Source organism: Thermanaerosceptrum fracticalcis (assembly GCF_000746025.2).
GTDB lineage: Bacteria > Bacillota > Peptococcia > DRI-13 > DRI-13 > Thermanaerosceptrum > Thermanaerosceptrum fracticalcis.
Genome location: NZ_CP045798.1, coordinates 887083 through 901473, shown reverse-complemented (window position 1 = coordinate 901473; position 14391 = coordinate 887083). Strand labels below are relative to the sequence as shown.

The 14391-nt window shown below is 46.3% G+C and carries 16 protein-coding genes; 14 read left to right on the top strand and 2 right to left on the bottom strand.

Annotated features, from left to right (window positions below; translation table 11 throughout):
• Positions 1 to 10: 10 nt before the first annotated feature.
• Genes BR63_RS04735 through BR63_RS04685 form a run of 11 tightly spaced genes read left to right on the top strand, consistent with a single transcriptional unit; the run spans position 11 to position 9191 of the window.
• Positions 11 to 376, top strand: a complete 366-nt coding sequence (locus BR63_RS04735; protein WP_034419847.1) for a sirohydrochlorin chelatase — start codon at positions 11 to 13, stop codon at positions 374 to 376.
• Between the two features lie 4 nt (positions 377 to 380).
• A complete protein-coding gene (locus BR63_RS04730; protein ID WP_034419849.1) occupies positions 381 to 1004 on the top strand; it encodes a precorrin-8X methylmutase in 624 nt (207 codons plus the stop codon).
• Positions 1005 to 1019: 15 nt separating this feature from the next.
• A complete protein-coding gene (locus tag BR63_RS04725) occupies positions 1020 to 2537 on the top strand; it encodes a cobyric acid synthase (RefSeq protein ID WP_034419851.1) in 1518 nt (505 codons plus the stop codon).
• 3 nt (positions 2538 to 2540) lie between these two features.
• Positions 2541 to 3494, top strand: a complete 954-nt coding sequence (gene cbiB, locus BR63_RS04720; protein WP_034419853.1) for an adenosylcobinamide-phosphate synthase CbiB — start codon at positions 2541 to 2543, stop codon at positions 3492 to 3494.
• A gap of 23 nt (positions 3495 to 3517) precedes the next feature.
• The gene (locus BR63_RS04715) at positions 3518 to 4921 is read left to right on the top strand and encodes a cobyrinic acid a,c-diamide synthase CobB (RefSeq protein ID WP_034419855.1); all 1404 of its coding nucleotides are present in this window, start codon (positions 3518 to 3520) and stop codon (positions 4919 to 4921) included.
• The gene (locus tag BR63_RS04710) at positions 4922 to 5494 is read left to right on the top strand and encodes a cob(I)yrinic acid a,c-diamide adenosyltransferase (protein WP_034419856.1); all 573 of its coding nucleotides are present in this window, start codon (positions 4922 to 4924) and stop codon (positions 5492 to 5494) included. It begins immediately after the preceding gene.
• Between the two features lie 17 nt (positions 5495 to 5511).
• Positions 5512 to 6255: an adenosylcobinamide-GDP ribazoletransferase gene (cobS, locus tag BR63_RS04705; RefSeq protein WP_034419858.1), complete on the top strand. Its 744-nt coding sequence runs from the start codon at positions 5512 to 5514 to the stop codon at positions 6253 to 6255.
• Between the two features lie 11 nt (positions 6256 to 6266).
• Complete coding sequence (locus BR63_RS04700) at positions 6267 to 7169, top strand: GHMP family kinase ATP-binding protein (RefSeq protein WP_034419860.1); 903 nt, start codon at positions 6267 to 6269, stop codon at positions 7167 to 7169.
• A 1-nt stretch (position 7170) separates the two neighbouring features.
• Entirely contained in the window at positions 7171 to 8271 is a 1101-nt protein-coding gene (cobD, locus tag BR63_RS04695; RefSeq protein WP_034419861.1) for a threonine-phosphate decarboxylase CobD, read from the top strand.
• Positions 8264 to 8872 (top strand): alpha-ribazole phosphatase, encoded by a 609-nt coding sequence (gene cobC / locus BR63_RS04690; protein WP_034419864.1) that lies wholly within the window; start codon positions 8264 to 8266, stop codon positions 8870 to 8872. The genes cobD and cobC overlap by 8 nt, the downstream gene beginning before the upstream one ends.
• Positions 8873 to 8891: 19 nt before the next feature.
• A complete protein-coding gene (locus tag BR63_RS04685) occupies positions 8892 to 9191 on the top strand; it encodes a DUF1232 domain-containing protein (RefSeq protein WP_034419867.1) in 300 nt (99 codons plus the stop codon).
• Positions 9192 to 9240: 49 nt separating this feature from the next.
• Here BR63_RS04685 and BR63_RS04680 read toward each other — a convergent pair whose 3' ends face one another.
• Positions 9241 to 9405: a DNA/RNA non-specific endonuclease gene (locus BR63_RS04680; RefSeq protein ID WP_153801986.1), complete on the bottom strand. Its 165-nt coding sequence runs from the start codon at positions 9403 to 9405 to the stop codon at positions 9241 to 9243.
• A 163-nt stretch (positions 9406 to 9568) separates the two neighbouring features.
• Between BR63_RS04680 and guaB the strand changes: the two genes are divergently transcribed.
• From guaB to hisC, 3 genes are all read left to right on the top strand, one after another.
• A complete protein-coding gene (guaB, locus tag BR63_RS04675) occupies positions 9569 to 11023 on the top strand; it encodes an IMP dehydrogenase (RefSeq protein ID WP_207724765.1) in 1455 nt (484 codons plus the stop codon).
• A 308-nt stretch (positions 11024 to 11331) separates the two neighbouring features.
• Positions 11332 to 12108, top strand: a complete 777-nt coding sequence (locus tag BR63_RS04670; protein WP_051965375.1) for a polysaccharide deacetylase family protein — start codon at positions 11332 to 11334, stop codon at positions 12106 to 12108.
• 96 nt (positions 12109 to 12204) lie between these two features.
• Positions 12205 to 13278, top strand: a complete 1074-nt coding sequence (hisC, locus tag BR63_RS04665) for a histidinol-phosphate transaminase (RefSeq protein WP_034419872.1) — start codon at positions 12205 to 12207, stop codon at positions 13276 to 13278.
• Here hisC and BR63_RS04660 read toward each other — a convergent pair whose 3' ends face one another.
• Entirely contained in the window at positions 13279 to 14310 is a 1032-nt protein-coding gene (locus tag BR63_RS04660; RefSeq protein ID WP_051965376.1) for a rod shape-determining protein, read from the bottom strand.
• Positions 14311 to 14391: the final 81 nt, after the last annotated feature.

Here is a 14391-nt window from a genome sequence, read left to right as displayed (position 1 = left end):
GATTAATAGTATGTTAGGCATACTCGTTCTGTCACACGGCAGCCGTCGTAAAGAATATAATGAACTTTTAAAAGAATTCGCAGTGAAACTGAAGGAAAAGCACAGCTATTCCCTGGTGACCACTGCTTATATGGAATTTGATACACCAACACTTGCTGAGGGAGTCAGGGAATTAATCAACAGAGGTGCCGGGAGGATTATTGTGGTGCCCCTGTTTCTGGCGCCGGGCAACCACATGGTCAGAGATATTCCGGAAGAAATTGAGAAGGTTAAAAGCCTCATGGGAAAAGAAATTGACATCCAGTTGGCCAGTTACATTGGCGTGGACGAAAGAGTTGTAGAAATATTACACGAACGTATCCAGGAGGCTATCTAGCAGTATGAAGTATTTAACGAATCCCCGGCAGATTGAAGCCCAGAGCATGAAAATCATCGAAGGCCTGGCCAAAAACCTACCCGCGGACCCTTTAGCCCGTGCTGTGGTCAAACGGATTATTCACACAACCGGTGACCCTCAATATGCAGAGCTGGTCCTTTTCAGCGGGGGGGCTTTAGAAGCGGGACAAAAGGCTCTCCGACAGGGGGCCAATATCATTACCGATGTGAACCTGGTAAAAACAGGGATCAGTGCCGCCAGGTTAAACACTTTGGGCGGACAGATTTTCTGCTATCTGAGCCACCCCGAAGTTGTTAAAAGGGCCCAGTTAACCGGTAAGACCCGGGCCATGACCGCCATGGAATACGCGGAAACTCACCTGGCCAACAGTATTGTGGCCATTGGCAATGCGCCTACAGCCCTGTTCAGGTTACTGGAGATTATGGAAGAAAAACCCCAGCTCCGACCGGCCCTCATCGTAGGCACACCTGTGGGCTTTGTAGGGGCATCGGAGTCTAAAGAATTACTGGCAAAAATGCCCTATCCCTTCATTACCGTACAGGGAAATAAGGGTGGGAGCATGGTAGCCGCCAGTATTATCAATGCCTTACTATACTCATTGTCATAAAGGGGAAGAATGAGCATGGCTAAAGCCATTATGTTTCAGGGCACCAGTTCCCATGTGGGCAAAAGCATATTAACGGCAGCCCTCTGTCGTATCCTGGCCCAGGACGGCTACAAAGTAGCGCCTTTTAAGGCCCAAAATATGGCCCTTAATTCTTTTGTCACCAAAAGCGGGGGAGAGATGGGCAGGGCCCAGGTGGTACAAGCCCATGCCGCTTTTCTGGAGCCGGAAGTTATTATGAATCCCGTCCTTTTAAAGCCCACACGCGACCAGGCTTCCCAAGTCATTGTCCTGGGAAAACCCGTGGGCAATTTTAGTGCCCGGGATTATCATCAGGGTTTTAAGGAGAAGGCTTTAGAGGCTATCACCTTTAGCCTGTCTGAATTATATCAACGTTTTGAAATATTGGTCATCGAAGGTGCAGGCAGTCCTGCGGAAGTTAACCTGAAAGCCAACGACATCGTCAACATGAAGATTGCCAAACTTACCCAGGCCCCGGTACTTTTGGTGGCTGACATCGACAGGGGTGGAGCCTTGGCTTCCATCGTAGGAACCTTAGAACTATTGGAGCCCGAAGAAAGGGATTTGGTCAAAGGGATTGTTATCAATAAATTCCGTGGTGATATTTCTTTACTGGAACCGGCCCTGACCTTCCTGGAACAAAAAACAGGTAAGCCTGTTTTGGGTGTTATTCCATACTTTAAAGATTTTATCATCCCGGAGGAAGACTCCGTAGCCACCGAAGGCATGACCACCGCCAAAGGAAGGGGACCCCTGAACATTGCCGTGATTGCCCTTCCTCATTTGTCAAATTTTACCGATTTTGATGCCCTGACCCTGGAACCCGACGTAACCCTTACTTATGTCAAGCTGAATATGGACCTGGGAGACCCTGATTTAATTATCCTCCCGGGCACAAAAAATACCATTGAAGATATGCTGGCCCTGGAAGCCTCGGGTTTGGCCGCCCAAATTAAAAAGGCCTCGGAAAAAGGCACACCCGTTATTGGTATTTGCGGCGGCTTCCAGATGCTAGGCCAGGAAATTCTCGATCCTTTATATACGGAAGCCAGTATTCCCCGGACCAGGGGTTTGGGCCTCCTGGATACGTCAACAACCTTTGAACCCACTAAGGTAACCACACAGGTTACCGCTTTTCCCGTTGGTTTCCCGGCTTTGGAAGGAGAGGTCAGGGATTTGACGGGATACGAAATACACATGGGACGTACGGTATTGGGCCCTAAGGCCAAACCGGCTTTTATTTTTAAGACACGCTGTGACGGTGACGTCAATCTCCCTGACGGAGCTGTACGCGAGGACGGTCTGGTTTGGGGTACGTATATGCATGGTATTTTTGATAACGATGATTTCCGGCGCTTCCTTTTAAACCAGCTGCGCCAGAAAAAAGGACTATCACCTTTACTGCCTAACCTTACAGGTGCTGCTCAACAGTATGAAGAAGGATTAAACCGCCTGGCGGAAACAGTACGGACTAATCTCAACATGGCTAAAATTTACGAACTGCTGGGAGTTTAACACATGTGGTACCATCCTTTATGCGCCCTGGTACTGGACTTTATCATCGGTGACCCGCCGAAGATTCCCCATCCGGTCATTGGCATGGGGCATCTCATTCATTCAGGGGAAAAGCTCTTGTATCCCCAAAAGCCCGAACATAAAATGCTGACCATAACCAGAGGCGCTGTCTTAGCCGGCAGTATGGTCATCTTTATCTTTGTCTTAAGTTTTATGCTGTTAAATTGGTTAAGGCAATTACAGCCTCTTTTGGCTGACCTGGTGGAAATCTGGTTCATTGCCACGACCATAGCCAGTAAAGGCTTAGCCCAGGCGGGCCGGGATATCTACATCCTTCTTAAGGCGGGAAAAATCCTAGAGGCCAGGCAAAAGGTGGGTTGGATTGTAGGCAGGGATACGGATAAGCTGGACGAAGGGGAGATCTCCCGGGCTGCCATTGAAACCATTGCCGAAAACACTGTAGACGGTGTAATTGCCCCTTTATTTTATGCTTTTCTCGGAGGGGCGCCCTTAGCCCTGACTTACCGTGTTATCAATACCATGGATTCCATGCTGGGATATAAAAACGAGCGTTATCTCTATTTCGGCCGGGCGGCGGCCCGTCTCGACGACGCAGCCAATTTAATCCCCGCACGCCTCACGGGATTCTTTCTCCTCGTGGTGATGTTGCTATCACCTAGACTCAACTTCTCCAGGGCTCTACACTCCTGGAAAAAGGAGGCCTGCTTGCACCCCAGTCCCAACAGCGGCATTCCTGAAGCAGTAGTAGCCGGCGGTTTAGGGATACGCCTGGGCGGCTTAAATTATTATGGCGGTATGCCCCACTTTAGGGACCACTTGGGTCCGGGTCTTCTCCCCATAGCGCCGGAACACATCCAGGACACCATCAAGATCATGTATAGGACTTCACTTTTAGCGGCAGTTGTTTTTACAGCGATTTTTTACCTGATAAAATAAACCCTGGGTCATGAGGAGGGCGTATGAGATTACCGCGTCTCGTTATAGGTGGTACCCAAAGCGGAGTAGGCAAGACTACCATTACCACCGGCATTTTAGGAACACTTACTAAACATGGACTGCGTGTGCAAGCCTATAAAGTAGGCCCCGATTATATTGACCCTGGTTACCATACCCTGGTTACCGGCATTCCTTCACGGAATCTGGACGGCTGGATGGTAGATGACATCTCCATCCTGCAATTATTTAAAAAAGCCTCCAGCCAGGCTCAGTTCAGCCTGGTAGAAGGGGTCATGGGCCTTTATGACGGAGTAAAAGGGGAAAAACACCTGGCCAGCACTGCGGCCATAGCTAAACTCCTGCAGGCCCCGGTAATCTTAATTGTGGACGCCCATGGTGCTGCTACCAGTGTGGCTGCCATGGTCTTAGGGTTTAAAGTCTTTGACCCGGAGGTAAACATAGCCGGCGTTTTCTTGAACAGGGTTGGTTCGGTCAGACACCTGGATATGATTCAGAATGCCTTAGACACGTACTGTCCTCTTCCTGTCATCGGTTTTTTGGAAAAGGATGTGGCCTTGAAAATGCCGGAAAGACACCTGGGCCTTGTACCTGCCGGGGAAGACAGTACGGTAAAAGAGGTTTTAGCCCAGATAACCGACAGGATAGCCCGTAATCTCGATTTGGAAACCCTGCTAAAAATTGCCCATGGGGCACCACCCCTGCCCCATGTACCGGAAATTACGGTGGGCGAAGCTATTTCCGGCCATAATCTGCAGGTTGCCGTAGCCTATGATGATGCTTTCAATTTTTACTACCAGGACAATTTTGATCTCCTGGAGTCATATGGTATCAAGATTCTGAAATTTAGTCCTCTGCAAGACAAAGCCCTGCCCCCCAACATTCACGGCATAATTTTAGGTGGAGGCTACCCCGAAGTATTCCTGACAAGGCTTTCTGCAAACCAAGCTATGCTGCAAGAACTGCGGAATGCCTGCATCAGGGGTGTACCAATCTATGCAGAGTGTGGGGGTTATATGTACCTTACCGAGGGAGTTATCGATTTTTCCGGCGCATTTTACCCCCTGGCCGGTATCATACCCGGAAAAAGCCAAATGAATCAACGCCTCAGTATGCTGGGATACGCGGAAGGAACCTTAATGACAGATTGTCTTTTGGGGGAAAGGGGAACCAAATTAAAGGGCCATGAATTTCATTACAGCACCATGTTAGAAATCGATGATAAGGCCCGACCGCTCTACATTACTTACACCCGTAAAAAGGAACCTGTATACGCCGGTTATGCCGCAGGCAATGTATTTGCTTCTTATCTTCACCTGCATTTTGCGGGAAACAGAAGAGCCCTGCATCATTTAATCAAAGCCTGGCGGCTGTTTCAGGAAAAAGGCGCAGGAGTTGAGCAAACATAGATGAAAATTCCCAATCTTATCATTTACACTGGTCCAGGTAAGGGTAAAACAACAGCAGCCCTGGGTTTGGCTTTAAAATACGCAGTCCGGGGTAAAAAAGTGAAAATCATTCAATATTTAAAGGGCAGCACTTACAGTGGAGAACTGTACTCATCCCGCTTATACTATCCCCATTTGGAAATCTACCAGTTTGGTTATGGCTGCCCCTGGAGCAGTATGATTAAAAGCGGTTTTTTAAAGTGTCGTTCCTGCGGCGAGTGCTTCCGGCGAAACAGGGATCCTAAAGAAGGCTACGCCCAGACGGCTTGGACTTTTACCAAAGAGATCATTACAAATTCTCACACACAACTCCTGGTACTGGATGAATTTAATCATGCTGTACGTTATGGTTTCATCCCCCAAGAGGAGATCAGAGAAACCTTTACGCATATACCTTCTCCTTTAACGGTAATTTGTACAGGAAGGAATGCCCCCCGGGATTTAGTGGATCTTGCCGGTAAGGTAATGGTTTTCGAAGCGGTAAAACACCCCTACCAGGCCGGAATCTCCAGCAGGAGAGGGATTGAATATTAAAGCAGGTGTTATATGTGATGAATGATTTTCTAATCGCTCTGCAGTTTCTCACCAGGATAACCATAAAAAAAGATCTGATCATCACCGAGGACAATTTTGGCAAATCTTCTTTTTATTTTCCCTTAGTCGGCTTCTTTTTAGGCTGTATCTTAGCCCTTATCGGTTATGTCGCCTCCAGACTATTCCAACCCTTTACCACAGTTATTTTTTTAATTGCCGCCGAGGTTATCCTCACGGGAGGACTGCATCTTGACGGCTATATGGATACCTGTGACGGCATTTTTTCCGGGAGACAGCGGGAACGCATGCTGGAAATCATGAAAGATAGCCGGGTAGGAGCTAATAGTGTCATCGGACTGTTCATTTTAATATTATTAAAAATAGGGTTACTGTTAGAGTTAATGACAACCCTTAACATCATCCCCATACTTTTCATCATGCCCCTGATGGGAAGATGGGCCATGGTTTATATCATTGCCTTTTTCCCCTATGCCCGTAAGGCTGGCCTCGGTTCTTATTTTTCGCAAAGCATATCTAAAAGGCAGTTTATACACATCACTTTATACAGCGTTTTCATCGCTTTAGTTATGCTGCCTGTTAAACTTTACCTGGTTCTGGTCCTGACAGCTTTTTTTGTCCATCTCATTGCTCATAAAATAAATAAGATACTGCTGGGGCACACGGGAGATACTTACGGCGCTGTCAATGAAATGACAGAAACCCTTTATTTACTGGGCTGTGTTGTGATCAGCAAATTATAGGAGGTGAAAGTATGCAGGCCACCGTATTTGCACCGGCTACCTGTGGTGAAATCGTCCAGGGCACATTTAACGATATTAATATGCATATTACCTGCCCCATTAACTACTACAGCAAAGTAACAGCTTGTCGCAAGGGTTCACCGGGTGTGAATATTTACCCGGAAAATCGTTACAAAGCCCAAAGGGCGTCGGAATTGACTCTAGAATATCTGAACGTAAACGCCGGCATGGAAATAATTATTGAGAGTGATATCCCTGTGGGCAAAGGGATGGCCAGCAGTACAGCGGATATTGCCGCTTCCGCCCAGGCTACGGCTTTGGCCCTGGGTCATTACTTATCACCCCATGTCATCAGCGAGATTGCTTTAGCTATAGAACCAAGCGACGGTCTTTTTTATCCAGGAATTGTCGCCTTTGATCATGTAAGAGGCAGGTATTACCAGCATTTGGGCAATTCGGTAGACCTGACTATTATTGCTTTTGATTACGGAGGAGAGATTGATACCATTGCCTTTAACAAACGTCCCGACTTACCGCAAAAAAACCGGGACAAGGAACACATTATCCGTAAAGCTTACTCCCTGGTAAAACAGGGGCTAAAGGGCAATAATTTAAAGCTGATTGGCGAAGGGGCATCGTTGAGCGCTCTGGCCAATCAAACCATCATTTATAAACCCTATCTGGAAGAAATCATAGAAATGGCCACGAAAATGGGGGCTTATGGGGTGAATACAGCCCACAGCGGTACGCTCATCGGGATTTTTACTAAGTCTCAAAGTCCCTTAAGCAATAGCTTGACGGAGGAAATCCTGAAACATTTTCCATTTCTTGAACTGCGCGGAAAATTCTCCTTAGTGAACGGCGGCTTTGCTAAAGAAATAAGAACTAAAGCAGCAGGGGAGGCCAATCCTTAACATGGGTACAATCAATCGTCAGCACGGCGGTAATCTTTTTAAAGCGTCCCAGGAGTACCAGAGAAGCCAATTTCTTGACTTTAGTGCCAACATCAATCCCCTGGGACCCCCAACTTCTGTCTTAAAAGCTGTAGAAAAGAATCTGGCGCCTTTAATCGCTAATTATCCAGACCCTGACTGTGTCCAGCTAAAAACCGTCCTTGCTCATTACCTGGAAGTACGTAAAGAACATATTCTCGTGGGCAACGGCGCTTCCGAGCTGATTTTTCTTTTGCTGAAAGATTTGCTGCCTAAAAAAGTATTTATTCCTGTACCTACTTTTTCCGAATATAGCAACGCTGCCCTGGCCTCTAAAGCGAAGATCGTCCAGGTCCCCTTAAAGGGGGAGGATTTTTCCATACTAAATGATGATTTTCTGGCTGAAGCAGGAAAAGGGGACCTGGTGATTATCTGTAACCCCAATAATCCTACCGGACAGCTTTTCAGTAAAAGTGCCCTTGCCAAAATTCTTACCAAAGCGCATGAACGGGGATTTTATGTGTTACTTGATGAGTCCTTCATGGATTTTGTAGAGAACAAACCGGAGTTCTCTTTTGTAGAAGAGTTGGACAAACACCCGCAGCTTTTCATCCTGTATTCCCTGACTAAATTTTTTGCTCTCCCTGGTTTAAGAATAGGTGTTTTGCTTGGTGAGCCCCAAAAAATCGCAGAGCTGGAAGGAGTCAAAGATCCCTGGAACGTTAATGCTCTGGCCCAAATAGCGGGAACCGTAGCTTTACAGGACCGGGAGTATATGGATAAGACTTTTCACTATATCCAAAAAGCAAAAAAAATTTTATATAACGATCTGCAGAAAATACCGGGCCTCAAGCCTTTTTATCCCCGGGCTAATTACATTTTTTGCAAATTAACCAATGGCAGTACTTCTACGGAACTGGTACAATATTTGGGAAAAAGAGGAATACTGGTTCGCAACTGTAATACATACCCCTTGCTGGGCGAATCCTATATCAGGATTGCCGTAAAATCTCTGGAACATAATGAGGAGTTGATCAGAAATCTAATGACTTGGTCTCAGGAAATGGGAGGGAAACATGCCTAGCCGGCTGATTTTTGTCCGTCATGGACTTACCATCTGGAATTATGAATTCCGTTATCAGGGGCATACTGATATTGAACTGAGTGAGGAGGGCATAGCCCAGGCCCAAGCTCTGCAAAAGAGGTTAAGTACGGAAAAACCTTCCGCTATATACAGCAGCGACCTGCGCCGCGCCTGGCAAACGGCGCAAATCATCGCCGAAGCTTTCGGCCTGCCGGTGAATCTTCTCCCGGAACTCAGAGAAATCAATTTCGGTGTCTGGGAAGGACTCACTTATCGTGACCTGGAAAAAAACTATCCGGAGCTTCTGAAGACCTGGTTAGAAACTCCCGACCAACTGGTGATACCAGGGGGAGAAACCTTTGCCATGGTCCAGGAACGGGCTTTAAAGGCGGTAAAGGACATTGCTCAACAATATCCTGATGATACGGTAATCATGGTTACCCACGGGGGAACCATTGCCGCGATTTTATGTGGTCTTCAGGGCGAACATTTGAGCAGCATGTGGAAGTATAAGCATGGCAATACAGCGGTGACTATCCTGCGTGTCGACAAGAACCGGACAGTGGTAGAGATTTTAAACGATACCTCTCACTTGGTATGAAAACAGGAAGGTGGCACAAATGGTCAAGCATAGGAATAAATGGCACACCATCTGGAACCTGCCGCGTTTAGTGAGCAAAAGCTGGGCACTTTTTAAAAATCCCCATATTTCCAGGGAACGTAAACTGCTGGTGCTTTTACTGGGACTGGGTTATTTGGTCTGGCCCCTTGACCTGATCCCGGTTATTCCCCTCTTAGGGCAGATCGACGACCTGGGTGTGATTTTTTTCCTGCTCAACTGGTTTGTAAATAAATCGGAACCTGAGGCCATTGAGGCTGAATACTATTTTGCCGACGAAAAAGAGCCTAAAGGAAAATAAACGTGTAGTTAGCTACTACCCGTTTATTTTTTTTACTATAGCTATAATTTTAACCGAGCCGGTCAGGTGTTTCCTCTTCTTCCGCGGCTGGTACATCCAGGTTGATACTGGCATCCTCCATTTCTATGCCGTAAAGGGCATCACCGGAATAAACCGGTTCTACAAAATACTGGACAGTTTTGTTTTGGAACGGTTCATCGTATTTCTTTCTCATCTTCCATGACCTCGCTTTTTCTTTTTAATGTTTTCTTTTTTACTAACTTCAATACTTTTTTTATTACAATTCATTAACTAATCGATGACAAAAAATTTTTTTGTGATATAATGCCAATAATACAATTATACTGACGGTTACGCACGGTCAAGGAGGTAAAATAGTGATCACAGAAAAGTTTTCAATGGAAGGGTTAACTTTTGATGATGTTTTATTAGTCCCGGCAAAATCGGAAGTACTGCCAAGGGATGTTGATGTTACCACAAATCTGACTGCAAAAATCAAATTGAATATACCCATTATGAGTGCCGGAATGGACACGGTAACCGACTCCAGGATGGCCCGTGCCATGGCCCGGGAGGGTGGAATCGGCGTAATCCATAAAAATATGTCCATTGAGGATCAGGCCCTGGAAGTGGATAAAGTAAAGAGATCGGAACACGGAATTATCACAGACCCTGTTTTTTTGAGCAAAGACCACACCATTTACGAAGCCCTGGAAATCATGGAACGTTACCACATCTCAGGTGTTCCCATTACAGAGGGTCGTAAGCTTATTGGGATTTTAACCAACAGGGACCTGCGTTTTGAAACTGATTACACCCGCAAAATCGACGAAGTGATGACGAAAGACAACCTGATTACCGCGCCTGTGGACACTACCCTGGAAGAAGCCAAAGAAATACTGCGTAAACATAAGATTGAAAAGTTGCCCCTGGTGGATGAAGATTATAACTTGAAAGGCCTCATTACTATTAAAGATATTGAAAAGGCCATAAAATACCCTAATTCCGCCAAAGATGAAAACAGCCGCTTACTTGTGGCGGCGGCAGTAGGTGTTTCCTATGACACTATGGCTAGAGTTAAAGCCCTGGTTGAGGCCAAAGTCGATGTCATCGTAGTGGATACAGCCCATGGACATTCCCTAGGCGTTTTAAAAACTGTGGAGGAACTCCGAAAAATTTATCCCGACCTCCAGATCATTGCCGGTAATGTGGCTACGGCTGAGGCTACGCGGGATTTGATCCAGGCGGGGGCCAGTGCCGTCAAAGTGGGGATCGGCCCGGGTTCCATCTGCACGACCAGAGTAGTGGCAGGGATTGGCGTTCCCCAGTTAACAGCCATTTATGATTGTGCGCAAGAAGCGCAAAAATATAATATCCCCATCATCGCCGACGGCGGCATAAAATACTCGGGTGATATTACGAAGGCCATCGCGGCAGGGGCAGATGTGGTGATGATTGGCAGTCTCTTAGCCGGTACGGAAGAAAGTCCCGGAGAAATTGAAATCTACCAAGGAAGAAGCTACAAAGTATATCGTGGCATGGGTTCCCTGGGGGCCATGCGGGAAGGTTCCTGTGACCGTTATTTCCAGGAAAACATTCCTAAGCTTGTACCTGAAGGGGTTGAGGGTCGCGTACCCTACAAAGGACCGGCAGCGGAAACAATTTTCCAGCTGCTTGGCGGTCTTCGCGCCGGTATGGGCTACACCGGCTGCAAAAACATACATGAATTAAAGACGAAAGCCCGTTTTATCAGGCAAACTGCTGCAGGTTTAAAAGAAAGTCATCCCCATGATATCCAGATTACTAAGGAAGCACCCAATTATTCATTGTAGATAATCATACATGTGGACTGACTTAAAGGCCGGTACAAAGTACCGGCCTTTTTATTTCTTAGGAATTTATATATTCCTAAGAAATTCAGGGGTCATAGGGGAAGGTATTCCCCTATTTTCAATGAGGAGGGTAACAACGGAGTGTCATAGGGAACGCAGGGGTTCCCTTTGAAAGAACAAAAGCACAACAATTACTTTAGTGTACGTACGTGCTTTTGTTCTGTAGGTACATAAATAAATCAGGTATAGAAGATGTAGTTTAGAAATAAATATGTGTTAAAGAGAGGAAGGAGGGGATTCATATATCTGTGCTGGTCTTTTCGAGGCGTCGTCTTGCCCAGGTGTTTCTGGTTCTGATAATCGTCATTACCACTCTAGGGATTTTTCATACATCCCTCAAAAATACGGCTGAAGAGGTAGTCAGCGTCCTGGTTCCCAGTGTAAAACTGCATCCTATTTATGCTGTTGACATGCAAGACAAAAAAGTTGCCATATCTTTTGATGCTACCTGGGGAAACACACGCACTCCCCAACTATTGAGCATATTAGCAAAGTATAACTTAAAAACCACCTTCTTTTTAACTAACATCTGGCTCAAGCAGTATCCCGATTTAGCCAAGGAAATTGCAGTAGCAGGCCATGAAATCGGGCTGCACTCAGCCAATCACCCTAAACTTACTGATTTAAACGACGAAAAAATAAGACAAGAACTCTTAGACAATGCCAGGTTGGTAACTGAAATCACCGCTCAAAAACCCTATCTTTTTCGACCACCCTTCGGCGCTTATAACAACCGTGTTATCACCATTGCCCGCGAACTGAACATGGTGCCCATCCAGTGGAGCGTAGATTCCTTAGACTGGCAGAACCTGACGGCAAACCAGATCATCGAAAGGGTGACAAAAAGGATACACCCGGGAGCCATTGTGCTTTTTCACAATGACGGCACCAATACTCCCCAGGCCCTGGAGTCCATTATCCAGTATTTGCACAACCAGGGTTACAGTATTGTCCCCATCTCGGGACTGATTTACAAAGATAATTATTATATCGATGTCAATGGCATACAAAAGATTAAGAAGTGAAGGTATGGTTTGCGCCATACCTTTTTTATGGCTTGCTGGGAGAAGATGTGGTAAAATTTCATTTAAATAAGTAGGCGATTATTAGGAGGCTGTGCCATGCGTAAAAGCATTACCCATCTTACCCCTTACAATCCCGGCAAATCCCTGGAACAACTGGAACAAGAAATAGGGAAAAAGATAATTAAACTCTCGGCCAATGAAAGCCTGTGGGGACCCTCTCCGCGAGTTCAAAAAGTATTACAAGATGCCTTGAATTTGCTGCACTTATATCCCGACGGTATGGCGTTCCAATTGAAAGAAGCATTAGCTGCCCTCTGGGACTTGAAGATTTCCAACTTTATTCTGGGAAACGGGGCAGATGAGTTAATATTAATGACTGCCCTCGCTTTCCTTAATCCCGGGGACGAGGTAATCATACCAACGCCCACTTTTAGCGAGTATGAGACTGCCGTGACGATTGCAGGTGCTAAACCTCTTTTAATTAACCAGCCTGCTTTGCGGTTTGACCTTACGGAGCTAGCCAATTTCGTTTCAGAGAAAACCAAGCTGGTTTTTCTCTGCAATCCCAACAATCCCACAGGAACGTCTTTTACCCATGAAGAATTAAAAACTTTTTTAGAGAGTATTCCCAAGGATATTCTTATTATCCTCGATGAAGCTTACTGCCATTATGCGGCTGACCCCCATTTTCCCAGTTCCCGGGACCTTATCAAAGCGTTTCCCAATTTAATGGTTTTACGAACCTTTTCTAAAGTATTCGCTTTAGCTTCACTAAGGGTTGGTTATGCCGTTGGCCGGGAAGAGAACATAAAGATTATGGAAAAAGTTCGTCAGCCTTTTAATGTCAATACCCTGGGCCAATGTGCGGCACTGGCTGCCCTTCAAGATGAAACCTACACCGCACAAGTAATTACAGAGACGATAAAAGAAAGGACCTGGCTCACTGGAGAGTTAACCACACTCGGTCTTAATGTCTTGCCCTCCCAGGCTAATTTCATTCTGGTGGAATGGAAAAAGGATGCCTCATTAGCTGTGCAAAAGCTTTTACATGAAGGCATCCTGGTCCGAAACACCGCATCTTTCGGTCTCCCCGACTGGCTTAGAATAACCATCGGGCCCCATCCCCAGATGGAAGCACTTGTTCTTGCCCTGTCCAGGGTCTTATCCTAATTAACTTACCGCCAGCCGGCGGAGGAGTGTGATTTCCTCCAGTGCCCTTCCCGTACCCTTGGCTACACAGGCTAAGGGGTCATCGGCAATATGAACGGGCATATTGGTGGCGTGGGCAATTATCCTGTCAATATTTTTCAAAAGGGCTCCGCCTCCGGTTAACGTCATTCCCAATTCCATAATGTCTGCTGCCAGTTCCGGGGGAGTTTTCTCCAGGGTATTGCGGATAGCTTCAATAATGGCATTAATGGGTTCGGCCAGGGCATCGGAAATTTCCCGGGCTGATACCTCTATGCCGTTGGGAAGACCGGTGGCCAAATTTCTTCCTTTTACGAGATAGACTTCGGAAAGGGGGGGATCAGTGGCATAACCTATTTCCATCTTTGTTTTTTCGGCCGTGCGGTCACCCACATCCAAATTGTAAGCCCTGCGCATATAACGGATGATAGCTTGATTCATTTCATCACCCCCCACCCGTAGGGACTTGCCAACGACTACCCCCCCCAGCGAGATGATGGCTACTTCCGTAGTACCACCACCAATATCTACGACCATGCTTCCCCGGGGTTCTTCTACCGGCAAACCCGCGCCTATGGCGGCAGCCACTGGTTCCTCTATGAGATAGGCTTCTTTGGCTCCTGCCTGCTGGGCTGCTTCCAATACTGCTCTTTTCTCCACCTGGGTAATGCCGAGAGGAATACCTACGAGAACTCTGGGTTTTACCATTCCCATGCCTTTAAGGGCTTTTGTTATGAAATATTTGAGCATCAGCCTGGTAATGTTAAAATCGGCAATAACACCATCTTTGAGGGGACGAATGGCCATGATATTGGTTGGTGTCCTGCCAATCATCTCTTTGGCCTCATTGCCCACTGCCAGTAATTCTCCCGTCTGGGCATTTACGGCTACCACAGAGGGTTCTTTTATAATAATTCCTTTTCCTTTCATAAAAACCAGGGTATTGGCAGTACCTAAATCAATGCCAATGTCTTTATACAGGCGCAGATTAAATGTGAAGGGTTTCTTTGTCATCCCGCTAAACACCTCGTATACTTTATCTATTACTAGTATTTATTAAGCTAATTAATTCAATGCAGAGAAAAGGAATTTCCT

Bases quoted from the DNA above. Each gene is read 5' to 3' on its own strand.
- BR63_RS04685 (WP_034419867.1), top strand. From the start codon at position 8,892: ATGGTCAAGCATAGGAATAAATGGCACACCATCTGGAACCTGCCGCGT.
- cobS (WP_034419858.1), top strand. From the start codon at position 5,512: ATGAATGATTTTCTAATCGCTCTGCAGTTTCTCACCAGGATAACCATA.
- BR63_RS04680 (WP_153801986.1), bottom strand. From the start codon at position 9,405: ATGAGAAAGAAATACGATGAACCGTTCCAAAACAAAACTGTCCAGTAT.
- BR63_RS04725 (WP_034419851.1), top strand. From the start codon at position 1,020: ATGGCTAAAGCCATTATGTTTCAGGGCACCAGTTCCCATGTGGGCAAA.
- cobD (WP_034419861.1), top strand. From the start codon at position 7,171: ATGGGTACAATCAATCGTCAGCACGGCGGTAATCTTTTTAAAGCGTCC.
- cobC (WP_034419864.1), top strand. From the start codon at position 8,264: ATGCCTAGCCGGCTGATTTTTGTCCGTCATGGACTTACCATCTGGAAT.
- hisC (WP_034419872.1), top strand. From the start codon at position 12,205: ATGCGTAAAAGCATTACCCATCTTACCCCTTACAATCCCGGCAAATCC.
- BR63_RS04735 (WP_034419847.1), top strand. From the start codon at position 11: ATGTTAGGCATACTCGTTCTGTCACACGGCAGCCGTCGTAAAGAATAT.
- BR63_RS04730 (WP_034419849.1), top strand. From the start codon at position 381: ATGAAGTATTTAACGAATCCCCGGCAGATTGAAGCCCAGAGCATGAAA.
- BR63_RS04660 (WP_051965376.1), bottom strand. From the start codon at position 14,310: ATGACAAAGAAACCCTTCACATTTAATCTGCGCCTGTATAAAGACATT.
- BR63_RS04700 (WP_034419860.1), top strand. From the start codon at position 6,267: ATGCAGGCCACCGTATTTGCACCGGCTACCTGTGGTGAAATCGTCCAG.
- cbiB (WP_034419853.1), top strand. From the start codon at position 2,541: ATGTGGTACCATCCTTTATGCGCCCTGGTACTGGACTTTATCATCGGT.
- BR63_RS04715 (WP_034419855.1), top strand. From the start codon at position 3,518: ATGAGATTACCGCGTCTCGTTATAGGTGGTACCCAAAGCGGAGTAGGC.
- BR63_RS04710 (WP_034419856.1), top strand. From the start codon at position 4,922: ATGAAAATTCCCAATCTTATCATTTACACTGGTCCAGGTAAGGGTAAA.